The organism is Nocardia sp. NPDC004582 (assembly GCF_053602115.1).
Genome location: NZ_JBSGCY010000003.1, coordinates 59,710 through 73,730, shown reverse-complemented (window position 1 = coordinate 73,730; position 14,021 = coordinate 59,710). Strand labels below are relative to the sequence as shown.

General features: G+C 70.5%; 16 protein-coding genes. 5 read left to right on the top strand and 11 right to left on the bottom strand.

What is annotated here, in order from left to right; genetic code table 11:
* Window positions 1-31 precede the first annotated feature (31 nt).
* The 6 genes from ACWELJ_RS01710 to ACWELJ_RS01685 all read right to left on the bottom strand — a co-directional run bounded on the left by ACWELJ_RS01710 (window position 32) and on the right by ACWELJ_RS01685 (window position 6,128).
* Entirely contained in the window at window positions 32-928 is an 897-nt protein-coding gene (locus ACWELJ_RS01710) for a hypothetical protein (RefSeq protein WP_452364254.1), read from the bottom strand.
* A gap of 87 nt (window positions 929-1,015) precedes the next feature.
* Window positions 1,016-1,819: a bestrophin-like domain gene (locus ACWELJ_RS01705; RefSeq protein ID WP_452364253.1), complete on the bottom strand. Its 804-nt coding sequence runs from the start codon at window positions 1,817-1,819 to the stop codon at window positions 1,016-1,018.
* A 144-nt stretch (window positions 1,820-1,963) separates the two neighbouring features.
* Window positions 1,964-2,710 (bottom strand): adenosylcobinamide-GDP ribazoletransferase, encoded by a 747-nt coding sequence (locus ACWELJ_RS01700; protein WP_452364252.1) that lies wholly within the window; start codon window positions 2,708-2,710, stop codon window positions 1,964-1,966.
* A 120-nt stretch (window positions 2,711-2,830) separates the two neighbouring features.
* On the bottom strand, window positions 2,831-4,792 hold the full coding sequence (cobT, locus tag ACWELJ_RS01695; protein ID WP_452364251.1) for a nicotinate-nucleotide--dimethylbenzimidazole phosphoribosyltransferase: 1,962 nt from the start codon (window positions 4,790-4,792) through the stop codon (window positions 2,831-2,833).
* A gap of 65 nt (window positions 4,793-4,857) precedes the next feature.
* Window positions 4,858-5,130, bottom strand: coding sequence for a hypothetical protein (locus tag ACWELJ_RS01690; RefSeq protein WP_452364250.1), 273 nt, complete (start codon window positions 5,128-5,130; stop codon window positions 4,858-4,860).
* A gap of 29 nt (window positions 5,131-5,159) precedes the next feature.
* Window positions 5,160-6,128, bottom strand: coding sequence for a helix-turn-helix domain-containing protein (locus ACWELJ_RS01685; protein ID WP_452364249.1), 969 nt, complete (start codon window positions 6,126-6,128; stop codon window positions 5,160-5,162).
* An 86-nt stretch (window positions 6,129-6,214) separates the two neighbouring features.
* Here ACWELJ_RS01685 and ACWELJ_RS01680 point away from each other — a divergent pair, with 86 nt between their 5' ends.
* Both ACWELJ_RS01680 and ACWELJ_RS01675 read left to right on the top strand, forming a co-directional pair.
* Window positions 6,215-6,337 (top strand): hypothetical protein, encoded by a 123-nt coding sequence (locus tag ACWELJ_RS01680; RefSeq protein ID WP_379107649.1) that lies wholly within the window; start codon window positions 6,215-6,217, stop codon window positions 6,335-6,337.
* On the top strand, window positions 6,334-6,564 hold the full coding sequence (locus tag ACWELJ_RS01675) for a hypothetical protein (RefSeq protein WP_452364248.1): 231 nt from the start codon (window positions 6,334-6,336) through the stop codon (window positions 6,562-6,564). The genes ACWELJ_RS01680 and ACWELJ_RS01675 overlap by 4 nt, the downstream gene beginning before the upstream one ends.
* A gap of 3 nt (window positions 6,565-6,567) precedes the next feature.
* Here the strand turns inward: ACWELJ_RS01675 and ACWELJ_RS01670 are convergent, their stop codons facing one another.
* Window positions 6,568-7,215, bottom strand: a complete 648-nt coding sequence (locus ACWELJ_RS01670) for a DUF3043 domain-containing protein (protein ID WP_452364247.1) — start codon at window positions 7,213-7,215, stop codon at window positions 6,568-6,570.
* 231 nt (window positions 7,216-7,446) lie between these two features.
* Here ACWELJ_RS01670 and ACWELJ_RS01665 point away from each other — a divergent pair, with 231 nt between their 5' ends.
* From ACWELJ_RS01665 to ACWELJ_RS01655, 3 genes are all read left to right on the top strand, one after another.
* A complete protein-coding gene (locus ACWELJ_RS01665; RefSeq protein WP_040815950.1) occupies window positions 7,447-7,797 on the top strand; it encodes a HesB/IscA family protein in 351 nt (116 codons plus the stop codon).
* Window positions 7,798-7,924: 127 nt separating this feature from the next.
* Entirely contained in the window at window positions 7,925-8,896 is a 972-nt protein-coding gene (locus ACWELJ_RS01660; RefSeq protein WP_452364246.1) for a carbohydrate kinase family protein, read from the top strand.
* A 150-nt stretch (window positions 8,897-9,046) separates the two neighbouring features.
* Window positions 9,047-9,763 (top strand): MBL fold metallo-hydrolase, encoded by a 717-nt coding sequence (locus tag ACWELJ_RS01655; protein ID WP_452364245.1) that lies wholly within the window; start codon window positions 9,047-9,049, stop codon window positions 9,761-9,763.
* A gap of 128 nt (window positions 9,764-9,891) precedes the next feature.
* On the opposite strand, the gene ACWELJ_RS01650 is transcribed toward ACWELJ_RS01655, so the two are convergent.
* The 4 genes from ACWELJ_RS01650 to ACWELJ_RS01635 form a co-directional block, all read right to left on the bottom strand.
* Window positions 9,892-10,992, bottom strand: coding sequence for a branched-chain amino acid aminotransferase (locus tag ACWELJ_RS01650; RefSeq protein ID WP_452364244.1), 1,101 nt, complete (start codon window positions 10,990-10,992; stop codon window positions 9,892-9,894).
* Window positions 10,993-11,138: 146 nt separating this feature from the next.
* Window positions 11,139-12,239, bottom strand: coding sequence for a glycine cleavage system aminomethyltransferase GcvT (gcvT, locus tag ACWELJ_RS01645; protein WP_452364243.1), 1,101 nt, complete (start codon window positions 12,237-12,239; stop codon window positions 11,139-11,141).
* A gap of 9 nt (window positions 12,240-12,248) precedes the next feature.
* Window positions 12,249-13,349: an exonuclease domain-containing protein gene (locus ACWELJ_RS01640; RefSeq protein WP_452364242.1), complete on the bottom strand. Its 1,101-nt coding sequence runs from the start codon at window positions 13,347-13,349 to the stop codon at window positions 12,249-12,251.
* Between the two features lie 2 nt (window positions 13,350-13,351).
* A complete protein-coding gene (locus tag ACWELJ_RS01635) occupies window positions 13,352-13,885 on the bottom strand; it encodes a hypothetical protein (RefSeq protein ID WP_452364241.1) in 534 nt (177 codons plus the stop codon).
* Window positions 13,886-14,021: the final 136 nt, after the last annotated feature.

Sequence of the window (14,021 nt, the reverse complement as noted above, 5' to 3'; positions counted from 1 at the left end):
CCAAGCGCACCGCCGGTCGCCCAGCGCGCCATCACTCCGCGGGCGCGTGATGAGCGCGGGCCATGCGGGCGCGGGCGCCGGCGATGATGGTGATGATCATGACCGTCATGACCTGGAGCGCGGTCAGATTGACCGGTGGTGGCGGGGGTTCCGGTGCGGCGTACTCGACCGGTGGGGGCGGGGGCGGAACCGGCACCGGTGCGGGCGGGACCACCTCGGGGAGTGGTGCCACGACGGGCGCGGCGGCGGGGATCACGGCGGGGGCGGGTGGCGGAATCAGCAGGGGGATACCGGGTTCCGGCGGCATCGGGACGGGTAGCAACAGCATGCAGGTCAGCAGGGCGCTGCCGGTGGCGGCGCTGCCGACCACCACGCTGCCCGCTCCGGCCGAACCCGGACCGACCAGCCCGCTGGAGCCGGGGATGAAGCCGGGGCCGATCAGGCCCGAACCCATGCCGCTGCCGGTGAGGATGCCCAGACCCAGTGCGGCACTGCCGACCACGGCGCTGCCCGCGCAGGCGGTGAGGACGCTGCCCGAGTCGAGGCCCAGCAGGCCGCCGAGGGTGTTGGGGATGGCGATCGGGGTCGCGGGCGCTTCGGGGGCCGGTGGCGCGAGATCCGGTGCCCCCACGGTCGTTTCGCGTGGGATGTCCGGGCTGCTGCTGCCGAGGTCCAGTGCGGCCATCGGATGCTGGCCTGCGGGGTTACCGGTCGCGATCCGGCCGCCCGGCCGGCTTTGACTACCGGAGTTGCCGCTGCCGGCGCCCAGGCCGAGCGCGCTGCCGGTAGGAGGGTCGATCGGCGCGGCGGTGTCACCGGGATCCGGCGCTCCCCCGCCCGCGCTGCCGCTGACGATCTCCCCGATCGACGGCACCCCCGGGTCGGCGGCGGCGATGCCGGGATGGAGGGCGAGCAGCGCCGCGGCCACCGGGACCGCTGCGAATCCTCGTGCTGTTCTGCGGTTTCCGTTCACGGGTGCCTCCGAAAAGCCGAGCTGGTTACGCGAGAGCGGCGGTCAGCGGGGGCTGCCGCCGCTGGACGGCGTTTCCGCGGCGATGTGCTGGAAGCGCGCGAGGGCGAGCTCGTAGGCGTCCTTGGCGACGTGATTGCCGCCGGAGAAGGGCCGATCGAGCTGATAGACGGCCACGATGACCGCGCCGATCACCAGACCGAACAGACCGGTCATCAGGATGCTGCGCTTGGTGACCACGACACCGGAGAACACGGTGCCGAACAACAGCATCCCGGTCGCGAACCACAGGGCCACGTAGAGGAATCCGGGCAGCCGGTACCCCGCGTCCAGGCCACGGTCGTAGCGGGCGTCGGCGATCGCCTCGACCGCGGTGGCGGCCTTGTCCTGGGTGGCCTTGGCGTCCGGGCCGGCGGCGGGCGCGGCGTCCACGGCCTCGCGCAGATCGTCCAGGGTGGACTGCGCGGCCGGGCTCAGGCGGCGCTGCTCGTCCATCACCTTCCACTCGTCGCCGATCACCTGTTTGGTGTAGGCGGTCACCAGGGCATGGATCTGCTTGCGGTCCGGTTCGGGCATGCCGTTGGCGGTCTCGTAGACGGTGACCAGCGCCTTGCCCTCCGCCACCGTGTGCGCGTGCGAGGTGTCGTACTGCTGCCACAGGATCACCACCACGAAGGCCACGATCGCGGCGAAGAACATATTGACCATGTCCAAGGTCATGGAGCCCGCGGCGGAATCGTCGCTGTGCCGCCAGGACCTCGGGCGCACCCGGTCCCCCAGCACCAAGATCCCGACCGCGACTCCCGCGAACAGTGCCAATACCCCCAGCTGCAACAGAATTCCGAGCATTTCGCGACTCCGTTCCGGCCGGGTGGATGCGATCAGAAGGTATTCGCGGCCACGGGTCGGTCGGATTGCGAACGGAGGACGAACTGTTATACGAGTGTCCGAATCCCTACCCCGCCAAGGCCCGAACGCGTTCCCGAGCCGGGCTCAGCGACCCAGCGTCAGCGCGGCCGCGGCCACCGTGACGCTCAATTCCAGTGCGGCGCCGAGCACATCGCCGTTCAACCCCCCGAACCGCCGCACGCAATGCCGCACCAGCACCATGGCCCCCACCAGCCCCAGCACTACCGCCACCGGCCCCTGCCAGGCAATCCCGGTCGCGAACACCGCTGCGGCACAGGCGATCACGCCCCACCCGTACCCCACCACCGGCGACTGCGTCCCCGCCACCAGCGCTCCGAACCCGGCCCCCGGAGCCGCCTCGATCCCCCTCTGACACGCCAGCACCACGGCGACCCGCCCGACGGCGACGGCCACGACAACCGCGAGCCACCGCCCCTGCTGGGCCAGCACCCCCAGCGAAACCGCCTGAATCCCAAGCGCGAACACCAGAGCCGCCACCCCGAACGGCCCGGCCCCGCCACTCTTCATGATCTCGCGGGCCCGCTCCGGCGGCCCATAACTCCCGAGCCCATCCATGGTGTCGGCCAGCCCGTCGACATGCATCCCCCGCGTGATCAACGCGAGCCCCGCCACCACGACAAACCCCGCGAGCAGCCCGGAAGCCCCGAGTTCCCCCAGCCCCCAGAGCAATCCGGCCGCCCCGCCGCCCAGCAGCATTCCGACCACCGGAGCCCACCCGATCGCGCGGCTAGCAACCGACCGGTCGACTTGATCAGGCCCGCGCAGCGGCAGCACGGTCAACCACGAGACCGCGAGCCGAAACCCGCTCACGCCGTCACCTGTTCCGCCGCAACGCCGTCACCAACCTGCGCGTCGGCACCGGTCCGACCAACCGCACCGACATGGTTGCGGTGCAGTGCATCTCCCCGGCTGGGCGCGAGGTTCGCCGGGTCAGGCACCGGCGGGTTCGGTATCCGCGTCGGCGTCGGCGGTGCTGACTCCGGCTTCGGCGAAGGTGGCCATCTCGCCGAGGGTGGCGACGGCGGCGCGCAGCAGCGGGAGGGCTGCGACGGCGCCGGAGCCTTCGCCCAGGCGCATGTTCATGTCGACCAGGGGCTCGAGGTCGAGACGCTTCAGGGCGATGGTGTGGGACGGCTCGCTGGAGCGGTGGCCGGCCACCCACCAGGCGCGGGCGCCGGGGGCGAGCTGGTCGGCGACCAGGGCGGCGGCGGTGACCACGACGCCGTCGAGGATGACCGGGGTGCGGCGGGCGGCGGCGCGGGCCAGGAAGCCCGCCATGGCCGTCAGGTCCGCGCCGGAGGCGGTGCGCAGCAGGGCGACCGGGTCCTTGAGCACGGGGCGGGCGCGCCACATGGCGTCGCGGATGGCGGCGGTCTTGCGGATCCAGCCCGCGTCGTCGACACCGGTGCCGCGGCCGACCGCCACCACCGGCTCGGTGTCGGTGATGGCCGCGATCAGCACGGTCGCGGGCGTGGTGTTGCCGATGCCCATATCGCCGGCGATGAGAAGGTCCGCGCCGGAATCGATTTCCTCGTCGGCGATGCTCGCGCCGGCCGCCAGCGCGGCCTGCACCTCGGCCTCGGTCAGGGCGTCCTCGCGGTCGATGGAGCCGCTGGAGCGCCGCACCTTGTGCCGCGAGATCTCCGGCGCGGTGTCGCCGGCCACGGAGATGTCGGCCACCCGCACGGTGGCATCGGCCAAGCGCGCCATCACATTCACGGCCGCGCCGCCGTGGACGAAGTTGGCGACCATCTGCCCGGTCACCTCGCTCGGGTACGCCGACACACCGTGCTGCGCCACGCCGTGGTCCCCGGCGAAGACCACCACGCGGGCCCGCTCGAACTGCTTGGGCGGGCACACGCCCTGGCACGCGGCGACCCAGTTGGCCAGCTTCTCCAGCCGGCCCAATGCCCCTGCGGGCTTGGTCAATTGCGCCTGCCGCTCCTCGGCGGCGGCCCATACCAGCGGATCCGGCCCGGTCACGGGTCCGAACGAGATGCGGGCGGGCTTGGTCAGCGCCGGCGCGCTCTGCGCACCGGCGGCCACCGGCTCCGCATCCACCTCGCTGTGGGCGGACACGACGCCCGTGGTCGCCGCCGCCGCGGACCCAGCGGCAGCTGTGGTCGCCGAGCCGAGTTCGGCACCGGCGGTTCCACTTTCGGCCGCGGTAACCGAGCCGTCCGGTCGGTTCGATCCACTGCCAACGGCGGCCTGCGCTCCGGCATCCACCGAAACCGACTCCACCGCAACCTGATCCGCTCCAGAGGCGGCAATCGGCGTTGCCACCGTGAGCGATGAATCCGTCCCCGCCGCATCCGACAGCGCGGCGGCGGAAGCAACCGCACGGTCGGGCTTGACTCGAACCGGCTGCCCCGCGACCACGAGGAAGACCTCATCGCACACCTCGGCGAGGCGCTGGTTCAGCGTCCCGATCTCGTCCCGGAACAGACGACCGGAAGCGGTGGCGGGAATGACGCCGAGGCCCACCTCGGGGCTGACGATGATCAGCCGCTGCTGATATCCGGAGACCGCGGCGACGAGGGCGTCGATGTCCGGGGCGACGGTGCCGCGCGGCGATTCCCAGGCCGCGCGGGCGTCGATGCGCCCGGTCAGCCAGGTGCCGAGATCGTCGACGAGGGTGGCGGGGGCGGGCTCGCCCAGCGCGGCGATCGGATCGCCCTCCACGATGGTCCAGGTCGCGGGCCGCCGGGCCCGGTGCGCCGCAATGCGTTCGGCGAAGTCGGCGTCGGCCGGATCGGCCACGGCGGTGGCCACGTACCGCACCGCCTCCGACGCGACGAGCTGTTCCGCGAAGGCCGACTTGCCGGACCGGGCGCCACCGAGCACCAGGGTCCGCAGCGGCCGATCGGTTGTCTGAGCAGTGTGCGACACGTCAGCACGGTATCAACTGTGCCGGTGCTCCGGCCCAGTAGGCACGGCCATCCCGGGTACGGGAGTCAGTACTTCTTCTCGTTGTGCACGCACTGCACCTTCAGGTCCTTGGCCGTATACGACCAATCGGTGCCTTGCGGGCAGTCCGAACCACGGCTCACACTGGCGATGATCTTGCCGTCGTGCTGCTTCGAGCAGGCCACCAGCTTGTCGTGGTTACTCGTCGCGCCGCCGACGACGCACTCCCCCACGGCGGTGCGCGGATCCGTGCATCCGGCCGTCGCCGACACCGCGAACACCGCCAGCGGCACCGCCGCGATCATCACTTGCCACCGCATGGGTGCGCATCGTATCGGCCCGGGACCGGTCAGGAGACCCTGGCTCCGAACCGGCGCCGATATTCCGCGGGCGCGATCCCCACCAGCCGCTGGAAGTGATGCCGCAGCAGCGCCCCCGACCCGAATCCACAACGGTGGGACAGTGATTCGAGATCCAGGTCGGTGTCTTCCAGCAGCTGCTTGGCCAGCAGCACCCGCTGCCCGGTCAGCCATTTCACCGGCGTGGTCCCGGTCTCGGCGGCGAAGCGCCGCGCGAAGGTGCGCGTCGACATCGAGCTGCGCGCCGCCAGCGATTCCACCGAATGCGGCAGGTCCAGGTGCTCGCCCATCCAGTGCAGGGTCTCGCCGAGCCCCTCGGATTCGCAGGCCACGACCGGCCGCTCGATGAACTGCCGCTGCCCGCCGTCCCGCTGTGGCGGCACCACCATGCGCCGGGCGATGGCATTGGCGACGCTGCTGCCCAGTTCGCGGCGCACCAGGTGCAGGCAGGCGTCGATGCCCGCGGCGGTGCCCGCGCTGGTGATGAGATTGCCCTCGTCGACGAACAGCACGTCCGGGTCGACGGTGGCGAGCGGGAACTGTTCGGCCAGCAGGTCGACGTAACGCCAGTGGGTGGTGCATTTGCGCCCGTCGAGCAGTCCGGCCGCGCCCGCCAGGAACGCGCCCGAGCAGACGGTCAGCACGGTGGCCCCGGCCGCGGCGGCGTCGCGGACGGCGTCGATGACCCGGGCGTCGATCTTCGCCCGGCCGTCGAGGATCGGAAAGGCCGGAATGGCAACCAGATCCGCGTCGCGCAGTTCCTCGAGCCCGTAGTCGGGCGTGATGTGAATGCCCGGTGAGCTGGACTTCAGCGGCTTCCCGGGTTCGAGCCCGCAGACCCGGAAGTCGAAGGCGGGCAGCCCCTGCGCGGTCCGGTCGAGCCCGAAAACCTCACAGACCACGCCGAATTCGAACATGGCGAGGTTGTCGTTGAGTACGACGGCGACCTTGGAGAGCATGTCGCGATCCCATCTGGCCGGATATTTGCGAACTATGTCAGAACAGCCACTGTTGGCTGAAAGTTCCCTACTGAAAACTTACTGCCATGGATGCATTGTCCGCAATCGTCGCAGCCGGAACCGCCATCACCGCGCTCGGCACCCTGACCTTCGGCCTCATGGCCGCAGACACCACCGCACACCTCGACGAGGAAGAGGCCCGCGCATGACCGCCATCACTTCCGGACACGGCCACTACCGCTCCGCGACCGCCGGCTCCCGTGTCGGCATCGCCGTCCGCCGGATCACCGCGCTGTTCGCCGCCGCCGGGCGCGCCGTCCCGCTGCATCGCGAGAACACCTGGGAGTTCGCGGGCTCGACGAACGTGGTCGATCGGGACCGCGCTCGCGTCGCCCTGGAATTGCGTGCGCTCTCGACCTACCGAGAGCACAACTGACCGCTAGACCGCGTCGCCCGGGTGCACCTGCGGCTTCGGCGCGCGCATGCGCCGCACCTGCGAGGCGCGCACGAAGGCGTACCAGCCCAGCGAGAACGAGGAATCGGTGCTGTCCGGGAAGCGCTCCCGGACCCGGTTGTTCACGATCCGCCCGAGCACCACGCCCTCGATGATCATGAACAGCATCATCACCAGCATGGCCAGCGTCACGATCGCCTGCAGCGCGGGCGAGAGGATCATGCTCAGGATCAGCACCAGAGCCAGCGGCATGAACAGGCCGAGCAGGTTCCGGCGCGCGTCGACGATGTCGCGCACGTACTTCTTGACCGGTCCCTTGTCGCGCGGGAGCAGATACTGCTCCTCACCGGCGAGCATGCGGGCACGGCGGTTGTTGGCGTCGGCGCGGCGCTCGGCCGAGGACACCTTGCGCTCCTCCTTGGTGCCGCGCAGCGCCTTGCGGCGGGCCCGGGCCTCCTTGGCGGTCCTGGGCGCGGGCGCGACCGGACCGCGGCGGCGGCCCTGCGCCTCGCGGCGCGACGGGGTCGGACGCCCTTTACCCAGGGTGACGGTCGTATCCGCCACCGCGGCACCGGCGTCGGTGCTGGTGCTGTCGGAGGTGGGGGTGGACTCGCCACGGCGCAGGAACTTCACGCCGACCAGGCTATTCGATGGCGCGCCCGCCGGAAAATCCTGGTCGCCTCGAATGTTGTGCCGCACACCTCACCAGCTATCCCGCAGCGACTGCGCAACCTCGGCCGTCCACGGAATAAGCGCCGCGTACGATAGGGAATAGTCGCCCGCCGATGGGTGTTGACAGGCTTCGAGCCATACCCTCACGGGCTGGCCCACACGCCACCACAAATGGGTCCCTTAGGAGAGTTCATGACTGTTGAGAACGAGACCACCACCCATGGTGCGACTCTGACCGAGGCCGCCGCCCTCAAGGCGAAGGCGCTGCTGGACCAGGAAGGCCGCGACGACCTCGCCCTTCGCATCGCGGTTCAGCCCGGTGGCTGCGCGGGCCTGCGGTACCAGCTCTTCTTCGACGACCGCACCCTCGACGGCGACCTGGTCGTGGAGTTCAACGGTGTGAAGCTCGCGGTCGACCGCATGAGCGCTCCCTACATCCAGGGCGCCTCGATCGACTTCGTCGACACCATCGAGAAGCAGGGCTTCACGATCGACAACCCGAACGCCACCGGCTCCTGCGCCTGCGGCGACAGCTTCAACTGAGCTAGCTCCTGAGTTAGCACCGCGCAGCGCGGAACATCCCCCGGGATGTTCCGCGCTGTCGCGTGTCCGGTTATTTTCGTAGGTGCGGACCACTGTCGGCCGCCTCCCCCACTCGAAGGATCCACCCGTGACCATCGCCGTGTCCGCGTCCATCGCGACCGACCACCTCATGCGCTTTCCGGGCAAGTTCTCCGATGTGCTGCTGGCCGATCAGCTGCAGCATGTGTCGCTCAGCTTCCTCGTCGACGATCTGGTGATCCGCAAGGGCGGCGTCGCGGGCAATATCAGCTACGCCATGGGCGTGCTGGGCCGCACCCCGCTGCTGGTGGGCGCGGTCGGCCAGGACTGGGGCGACTACCGGAAGTGGCTGGAGGACAACGGCGTCGACTGCTCCGCGGTCCGCGTGTCCACGACCGCGCACACCGCGCGCTTCGTCTGCACCACCGACGAGACCATGGCGCAGATCGCGTCCTTCTACCCCGGCGCGATGGCCGAGGCCCGCGAGATCGATATCACCGAGCTGGCCGCCGGCCGCGAACTGGAGTTGGTGCTGATCGGCGCCGACGATCCGGAAGCCATGCTGGCCCACACCGATCAGTGCCGCGCCGCCGGAATCCCGTTCGCCGCCGACCCCTCCCAGCAGCTGGCCTTCCTCGACGGCGAGACCATCCTGCGCCTGATCGACGGCGCGGACTACCTGTTCACCAACGAGTACGAGTGGGGCATCCTGCTCCAGAAGACCGGCCTGTCCGAGGCCGACGTGGCTGAGCGCGTGGGCATCCGGATCACCACCCTGGGCTCGAAGGGCGCCAAGATCGTCGACCGTGACGGCTCCGAGCTGTTCGTGGACGTGGTCCCCGACATGGCCAAGGAAGACCCGACCGGCGTCGGCGACGGCTTCCGCGCGGGCTTCCTGACCGGCCGTTCCGCGGGCCTGTCGCTGGAGCGCTCGGCCCAGCTGGGGTCGCTGGTCGCGGTGCACGTGCTGGAAACCGTTGGGCCGCAGGACTGGACCCTCGACCACGATGTGGCCATGAAGCGCCTGCGCGAGGCCTACGGCGCCGAGGCCGCGAACGAGATCGAGCCGATCCTGCGCTGACGGCCACCGCGCCGCCGAAAACCGACAGCCGCACGCTGATCCGATCGGCGTGCGGCTTTTCCGCACTACCGGCCGCCGGTTCCGGATCGCCGCGACCCCGTTGCCGGTCCGGGTTCGGATGAACGCCTCGCCCGCAATACGCTGTGAGGCATGTCCTCCGACGACCGTCTGTACTTCCGCCAGTTGCTCTCCGGCCGCGACTGGGCCGTGGGCGACCCGATCGCCACCCAGATGCGCAACTTCGCCTACCTGATCGGTGATCGCGAGACCGGCGAATGCGTGGTCGTCGACCCCGCCTACGAGGCGGCTCAGCTGGTGGAGATCGCCGAGGCGGACGACATGCGCCTGACCGGAGTCCTGGCCACCCACCACCACCCCGACCACGTCGGCGGCTCGATGATGGGCTTCACCCTGCGCGGCGTGAAGGAACTGCTGGAGAAGACCGACGTGGCCGTCCACGTCAATGCCGAGGAACTGCCCTGGGTGGCCAATGTCACCGGCATCGCCCCCTCCGAGCTCACCGGCCACGCCCACGGCGACAAGGTCGCGGTCGGCGGCTTCGAGATCGAACTCCTGCACACCCCCGGCCACACCCCCGGCAGCCAGTGCTTCCTCTTCGAGGACCGCCTGATCGCCGGCGACACCCTCTTCGTCGACGGCTGCGGCCGCACCGACTTCCCCGGCGGCGACTCCGACGCCATGTTCCGCAGCCTCCGCTACCTGGCGGACCTGAAATCCAACCCGACAGTCTTCCCCGGCCACTGGTACTCGGACGAACCCAGCGCCCCCTTGTCCCACATCCGCGACCACAACTACGTCATGCGCCCCCAAACCCTCGAACAGTGGCACATGTTCATGCCCAGCTGACCCCCGCCGAGCGGCACATCCTGGAGGGGGTTTGCCCGGAATCGCCTCCAGCGTGTGCCACTCGACGCGGGATATGGGGACGCCCGCCTCGAAACTGGTTCGGGGCGGGCGGTTTTTGTTCCGGGGGGTTAGGCCATGGTGCGGAGCCAGGTGTGGGTGTCGGCGAAGGTGCCGCGTTGGATGCCGGTCAGGGTGTCGCGGAGGGCCATGGTGACCTCGCCGGGTTCGCCGGTGCCGATGGTGAATTCGCCTTCGGCGGAGCGGACCGAGCCGACCGGGATGACGACGGCGGCGGTGCCGCAGCCGAAAACCTCGGTGATCTCGCCGGATTCGACGCCCTTGCGCCATTCCTCGACGGAGATCTTGCGCTCCTCCACCTTGTAGCCGGAGTCGGCGGCCAGGGTGATCAGCGAGTCGCGGGTGATGCCGGGCAGCAGGGAGCCGGACAGTTCGGGGGTCACCAGCCGCGCGTCGGAGCCGCTGCCGAAGACGAAGAACAGGTTGTTGGTGCCCATCTCCTCGACGTAGCGGTGCTCACACGCGTCCAGCCACACCACCTGGTCGCAGCCCTTCTCGGCGGCCTGCTGCTGGGCGAGCAGCGAGGCGGCGTAGTTGCCCGCCACCTTGGCCTCGCCGGTGCCGCCGGGAGCGGCGCGCACGAACTCGGTGGACAGCCACACCTTGACCGGCTTCAGCCCGCGCGGGAAGTAGGCGCCGGCCGGGCCGCCGAGCAGCAGGTACTTGTAGGCGGAGGCGGGCTTCACGCCCAGGCCGACCTCGGTGGAGAACATGAACGGCCGCAGGTACAGCGCGTCCTCGCCGCCGGCGGCGGGCACCCAGTCGCCGTCCACCTCGAGCAGCTGGCGGATCGATTCGACGAACAGCTCCTCGGGCAGCTCCGCCATCGCCATGCGGGCCGCCGACCGGCGGAAACGCGCGGCATTGGCGTCGACGCGGAAGGTCGCGATGGAGCCGTCGGCCTGCCGGTACGCCTTGAGACCCTCGAAGATCGCCTGGCCGTAGTGGAACACCATGGTGGCCGGGTCCATCGCCATCGGCCCATAGGGCTCGACGCGGCCGTTGGTCCACTGTCCGTCCACATAATCCAGCGACACCATGTGATCGGTGAAGTACCGCCCGAACCCGGGCTCCGCGAGAATCTCCCGGCGCCGCTCCGCCGAAACGGGCGCGGGATGCGGGACACGGGTGAATTGCGCGGCAAGTGTCATGACCGGGAGTCTAATTCGCCGCCCTCGACACGCTGGTACGGGCTACCCTTGCGGGCCGTTCACCCCACCACCGCCGCCACACCGGCCGGATCAACCTCCGGCGGGTTGAAGCGGCCGGTTCCGCCGATCGCGCGCGGCGGGTCAGCTCAGGCGGTGCGGGTTTCGACGAACGGCGGGCGGATGACCTCGCAGCGGAGGCGGCGGCCGCGGACGTCGACCTCGACCTGGTCGCCGGGCTCGAGGCCCGCGGCGGTGTCGAGCAGGGCCAGCGCGATGCCGACCTTGAGGGTGGGCGAGAAGGTGCCGGAGGTGGTTTCGCCGACCTGGTCGTCACCGCGCATCACGGCCTGGCCCTGACGCAGCACGCCCTTGTCGATGGCCTTGAGGCCCAGCAGGGTTCGGCGCGGACCGGCGGCCTTCTCGGCATCGAGCGCCGCTTTGCCCCAGAATTCCGGCTTCTTCCAGCCGACCGCCCAGCCGGTGCGGGCCTGCAGGGGCGAAATGTCCACGGACAGTTCGTGTCCGTGCAGCGGGTAGCCCATCTCGGTGCGCAGCGTGTCGCGCGCGCCGAGCCCGGCCGGCTGGCCGCCGGCGGCCTGCACCTCGCTGGTCAGGGCACGGAACACCGCCTCGGCGTCCGCCCAGGTGGGCAGCAGCTCGTAGCCGTGCTCGCCGGTGTAGCCGGTGCGGCACACCCGGATCGGGCGGCCGTCCCACTCGGCGTCGGCGTAGGCCATGTACTCCATGTCGGTGGGCAGCCCCAGCTTGGCCAGCACCTCCGCCGACCGCGGGCCCTGCACGGCGAACACGGCGTATCCGCGGTGCTCGTCGGTGACGGTGATCCCCGCCGGCGCGACCTTCCGCAACTCGGCCACCACGGCCGCGGTGTTCGCGGCGTTGGGGACGAGGAAGATCTCGTCATCGCTCACGTAGTAGGCGATGAGGTCGTCGATGACGCCGCCCTCGGGGGTGCAGCACAGCGTGTACTGCGCCTTCCCCGGGCGAATCCGGTTCAGGTCGTTGGTGAGCGCCGAGTTCACGAAGGCCGCCGCCCCCGCGCCCTTCACGGTCGCCTTGCCCAGGTGGCTGACGTCGAACAGTCCGACGGTGGTGCGCACCGCGGTGTGCTCGCCCACGGTTCCCGCGTACGAAACCGGCATCTCCCACCCCCCGAACGGAGCGAAGGTGGCGCCCAGCTCGACATGGACGGCGTGGATGGGTCCCTGCAGCAGTTTCTCGTCGGTCACCGCCGCAGTTTATCGGTCTGCCGATAGCGGTGTGACATCGGAACCGACCGCTTGCAACGCCGGAACGCCACCGGTCAGCGGCTCGGAAACGATCGCGGCCGATGCCGGGCCGAGCCGTGCGCCCAGGGAGGCGATGAAGGCGGCCTCATCCATCACTTCGATTCGCTGCCCGCGTATCCGCAATTCGGCGGCGCGGCGCGCCTTGCTCGTCGTGAACGCGGCAGCGTCGGCGCCTCGGAAGCCGTCACCGATCACCAGCCCGGTCGTGCGCCGGGTGACGTTGCGGGCGGGGGTCGCCCCGCACGCGGCGATGGCGTCCCACGCCTGCTGCCGGGTCATGGCCGCGAGATCGCCGGTGAAGACGATGACTTCGCCGTGCAACGGGTGCGACGGGTCGGTCCCGGTGACGGTCGGCAGCACCAATTCCTCACGGCCGAACCAGGATCGGCGGGAATCTCCGGCTGCCCTCCCCAGCTGGTCCGCCGAGGCACCCACCGCCAACCGGCTCCCGCCGGTCGATGCTGATCGGTCCGACTCCATCGCCTCGACCCGCAGCGGGCGCTCGACCACCATGCGCTCGAGCGCCGCCAGCGAGCCGGCCCCGGTCCGGGCGGCCAGGGCGATCACGATGTCGGCCGCGGCGACGGCATCGGCGGCCGCGTCGTGATGGTTCGTGAAGTCGATCCCCAGCGCGGCGGCCACCCGCGGGAGCCGGTAGCTGTCCAGGGCGAGGTGGCGGCGGGCCAGCGCGAGGCTACAGCTGTACGACCAGCCGGGCGCTCGAATCCCGCTGCGCCCGCACGCTTCCCGGATGGCACCGCTGTCGAACCCGGCGTTGTGGGCGATGACCGGCAACTCCCCCACCAGGTTCACCACCTCGGGCCAGCGCTGCGCGAACTCCGGTTGATCGGCGACCATGGCCGCCGAGATCCCGTGCACGCGAATGTTGTGCCAGTTGAAGAAGTCCAGCCCCGCGGGCGGCCGGCACAACCACGACACGGCATCTCCCCGCCGGCCGTCTCGCACCACGGTCACCCCGACGGCGCAGATACTGCCCCGGGCGGAGTTGGCGGTCTCGACATCGATGGCGGCGAACGACAGTCCCGCCATACTCACCGCACCGCGAGCGGCAACGGCCGCGCGTCGGCCCCACCCAACTCCACCAGGAACGGCCGTGCCAGCCGGGCCGACTCGAACGCCGCCCACGCATCGGCCAGATCCGCGAGCTCCCGAGCGAGCGTGAGCACGGGCCGAATCGGATCGCCCGTCTGATGCCGCGGCAGCGACACCTCCCCCGGCGGCACGATCGCCGGCCACTGCGGCCTGGTGAGCTTCCCGCCCGTCGCCTCCTGATGTTCGGAGAACTGCGCGTCCGCGGCCTCGACAGCGGCGCGCACGGTGTCGACCGTGGCCCGCACATCGACTTTCCCCGCGCCCCCGGCGATCCCGGTGCCCTCGCCGGTCTCCGCGATCGGATACCCGGCCGTCAGACTCTCGACCTCCACCGTCCGCGACCCGTCCAGCACCCAAGCGCCCGATAGCCGCGATTCCCCCACCGCCACTCCGACATTCACATGCCAGATGACCAGCCGTTCCCCGGCCGATCCGAGCACCGCGAGGGAATGAAGGTCGAACGAGGCAGCCATAACGCTCCACGGTCGTGGCGAACAGGTACCGGGCTACGTTAGAGCATCCCACCGACATTGTTCGGCGAACCCCGCACGAAAGGTCAACGCACCCAAACAGTTCCAACCGATCGGGTTTCCGCGCCGCGGCAAGTGC

What these genes read in the sequence shown, in the direction of transcription:
- ACWELJ_RS01705 (WP_452364253.1), bottom strand. Translation starts at nt 1,819, where the DNA reads ATGCTCGGAATTCTGTTGCAGCTGGGGGTATTGGCACTGTTCGCGGGA.
- ACWELJ_RS01690 (WP_452364250.1), bottom strand. Translation starts at nt 5,130, where the DNA reads ATGCGGTGGCAAGTGATGATCGCGGCGGTGCCGCTGGCGGTGTTCGCG.
- ACWELJ_RS01685 (WP_452364249.1), bottom strand. Translation starts at nt 6,128, where the DNA reads ATGCTCTCCAAGGTCGCCGTCGTACTCAACGACAACCTCGCCATGTTC.
- ACWELJ_RS01680 (WP_379107649.1), top strand. Translation starts at nt 6,215, where the DNA reads ATGGATGCATTGTCCGCAATCGTCGCAGCCGGAACCGCCATCACCGCG.
- ACWELJ_RS01675 (WP_452364248.1), top strand. Translation starts at nt 6,334, where the DNA reads ATGACCGCCATCACTTCCGGACACGGCCACTACCGCTCCGCGACCGCC.
- ACWELJ_RS01665 (WP_040815950.1), top strand. Translation starts at nt 7,447, where the DNA reads ATGACTGTTGAGAACGAGACCACCACCCATGGTGCGACTCTGACCGAG.
- ACWELJ_RS01655 (WP_452364245.1), top strand. Translation starts at nt 9,047, where the DNA reads ATGTCCTCCGACGACCGTCTGTACTTCCGCCAGTTGCTCTCCGGCCGC.
- ACWELJ_RS01650 (WP_452364244.1), bottom strand. Translation starts at nt 10,992, where the DNA reads ATGACACTTGCCGCGCAATTCACCCGTGTCCCGCATCCCGCGCCCGTT.
- ACWELJ_RS01640 (WP_452364242.1), bottom strand. Translation starts at nt 13,349, where the DNA reads ATGGCGGGACTGTCGTTCGCCGCCATCGATGTCGAGACCGCCAACTCC.
- ACWELJ_RS01635 (WP_452364241.1), bottom strand. Translation starts at nt 13,885, where the DNA reads ATGGCTGCCTCGTTCGACCTTCATTCCCTCGCGGTGCTCGGATCGGCC.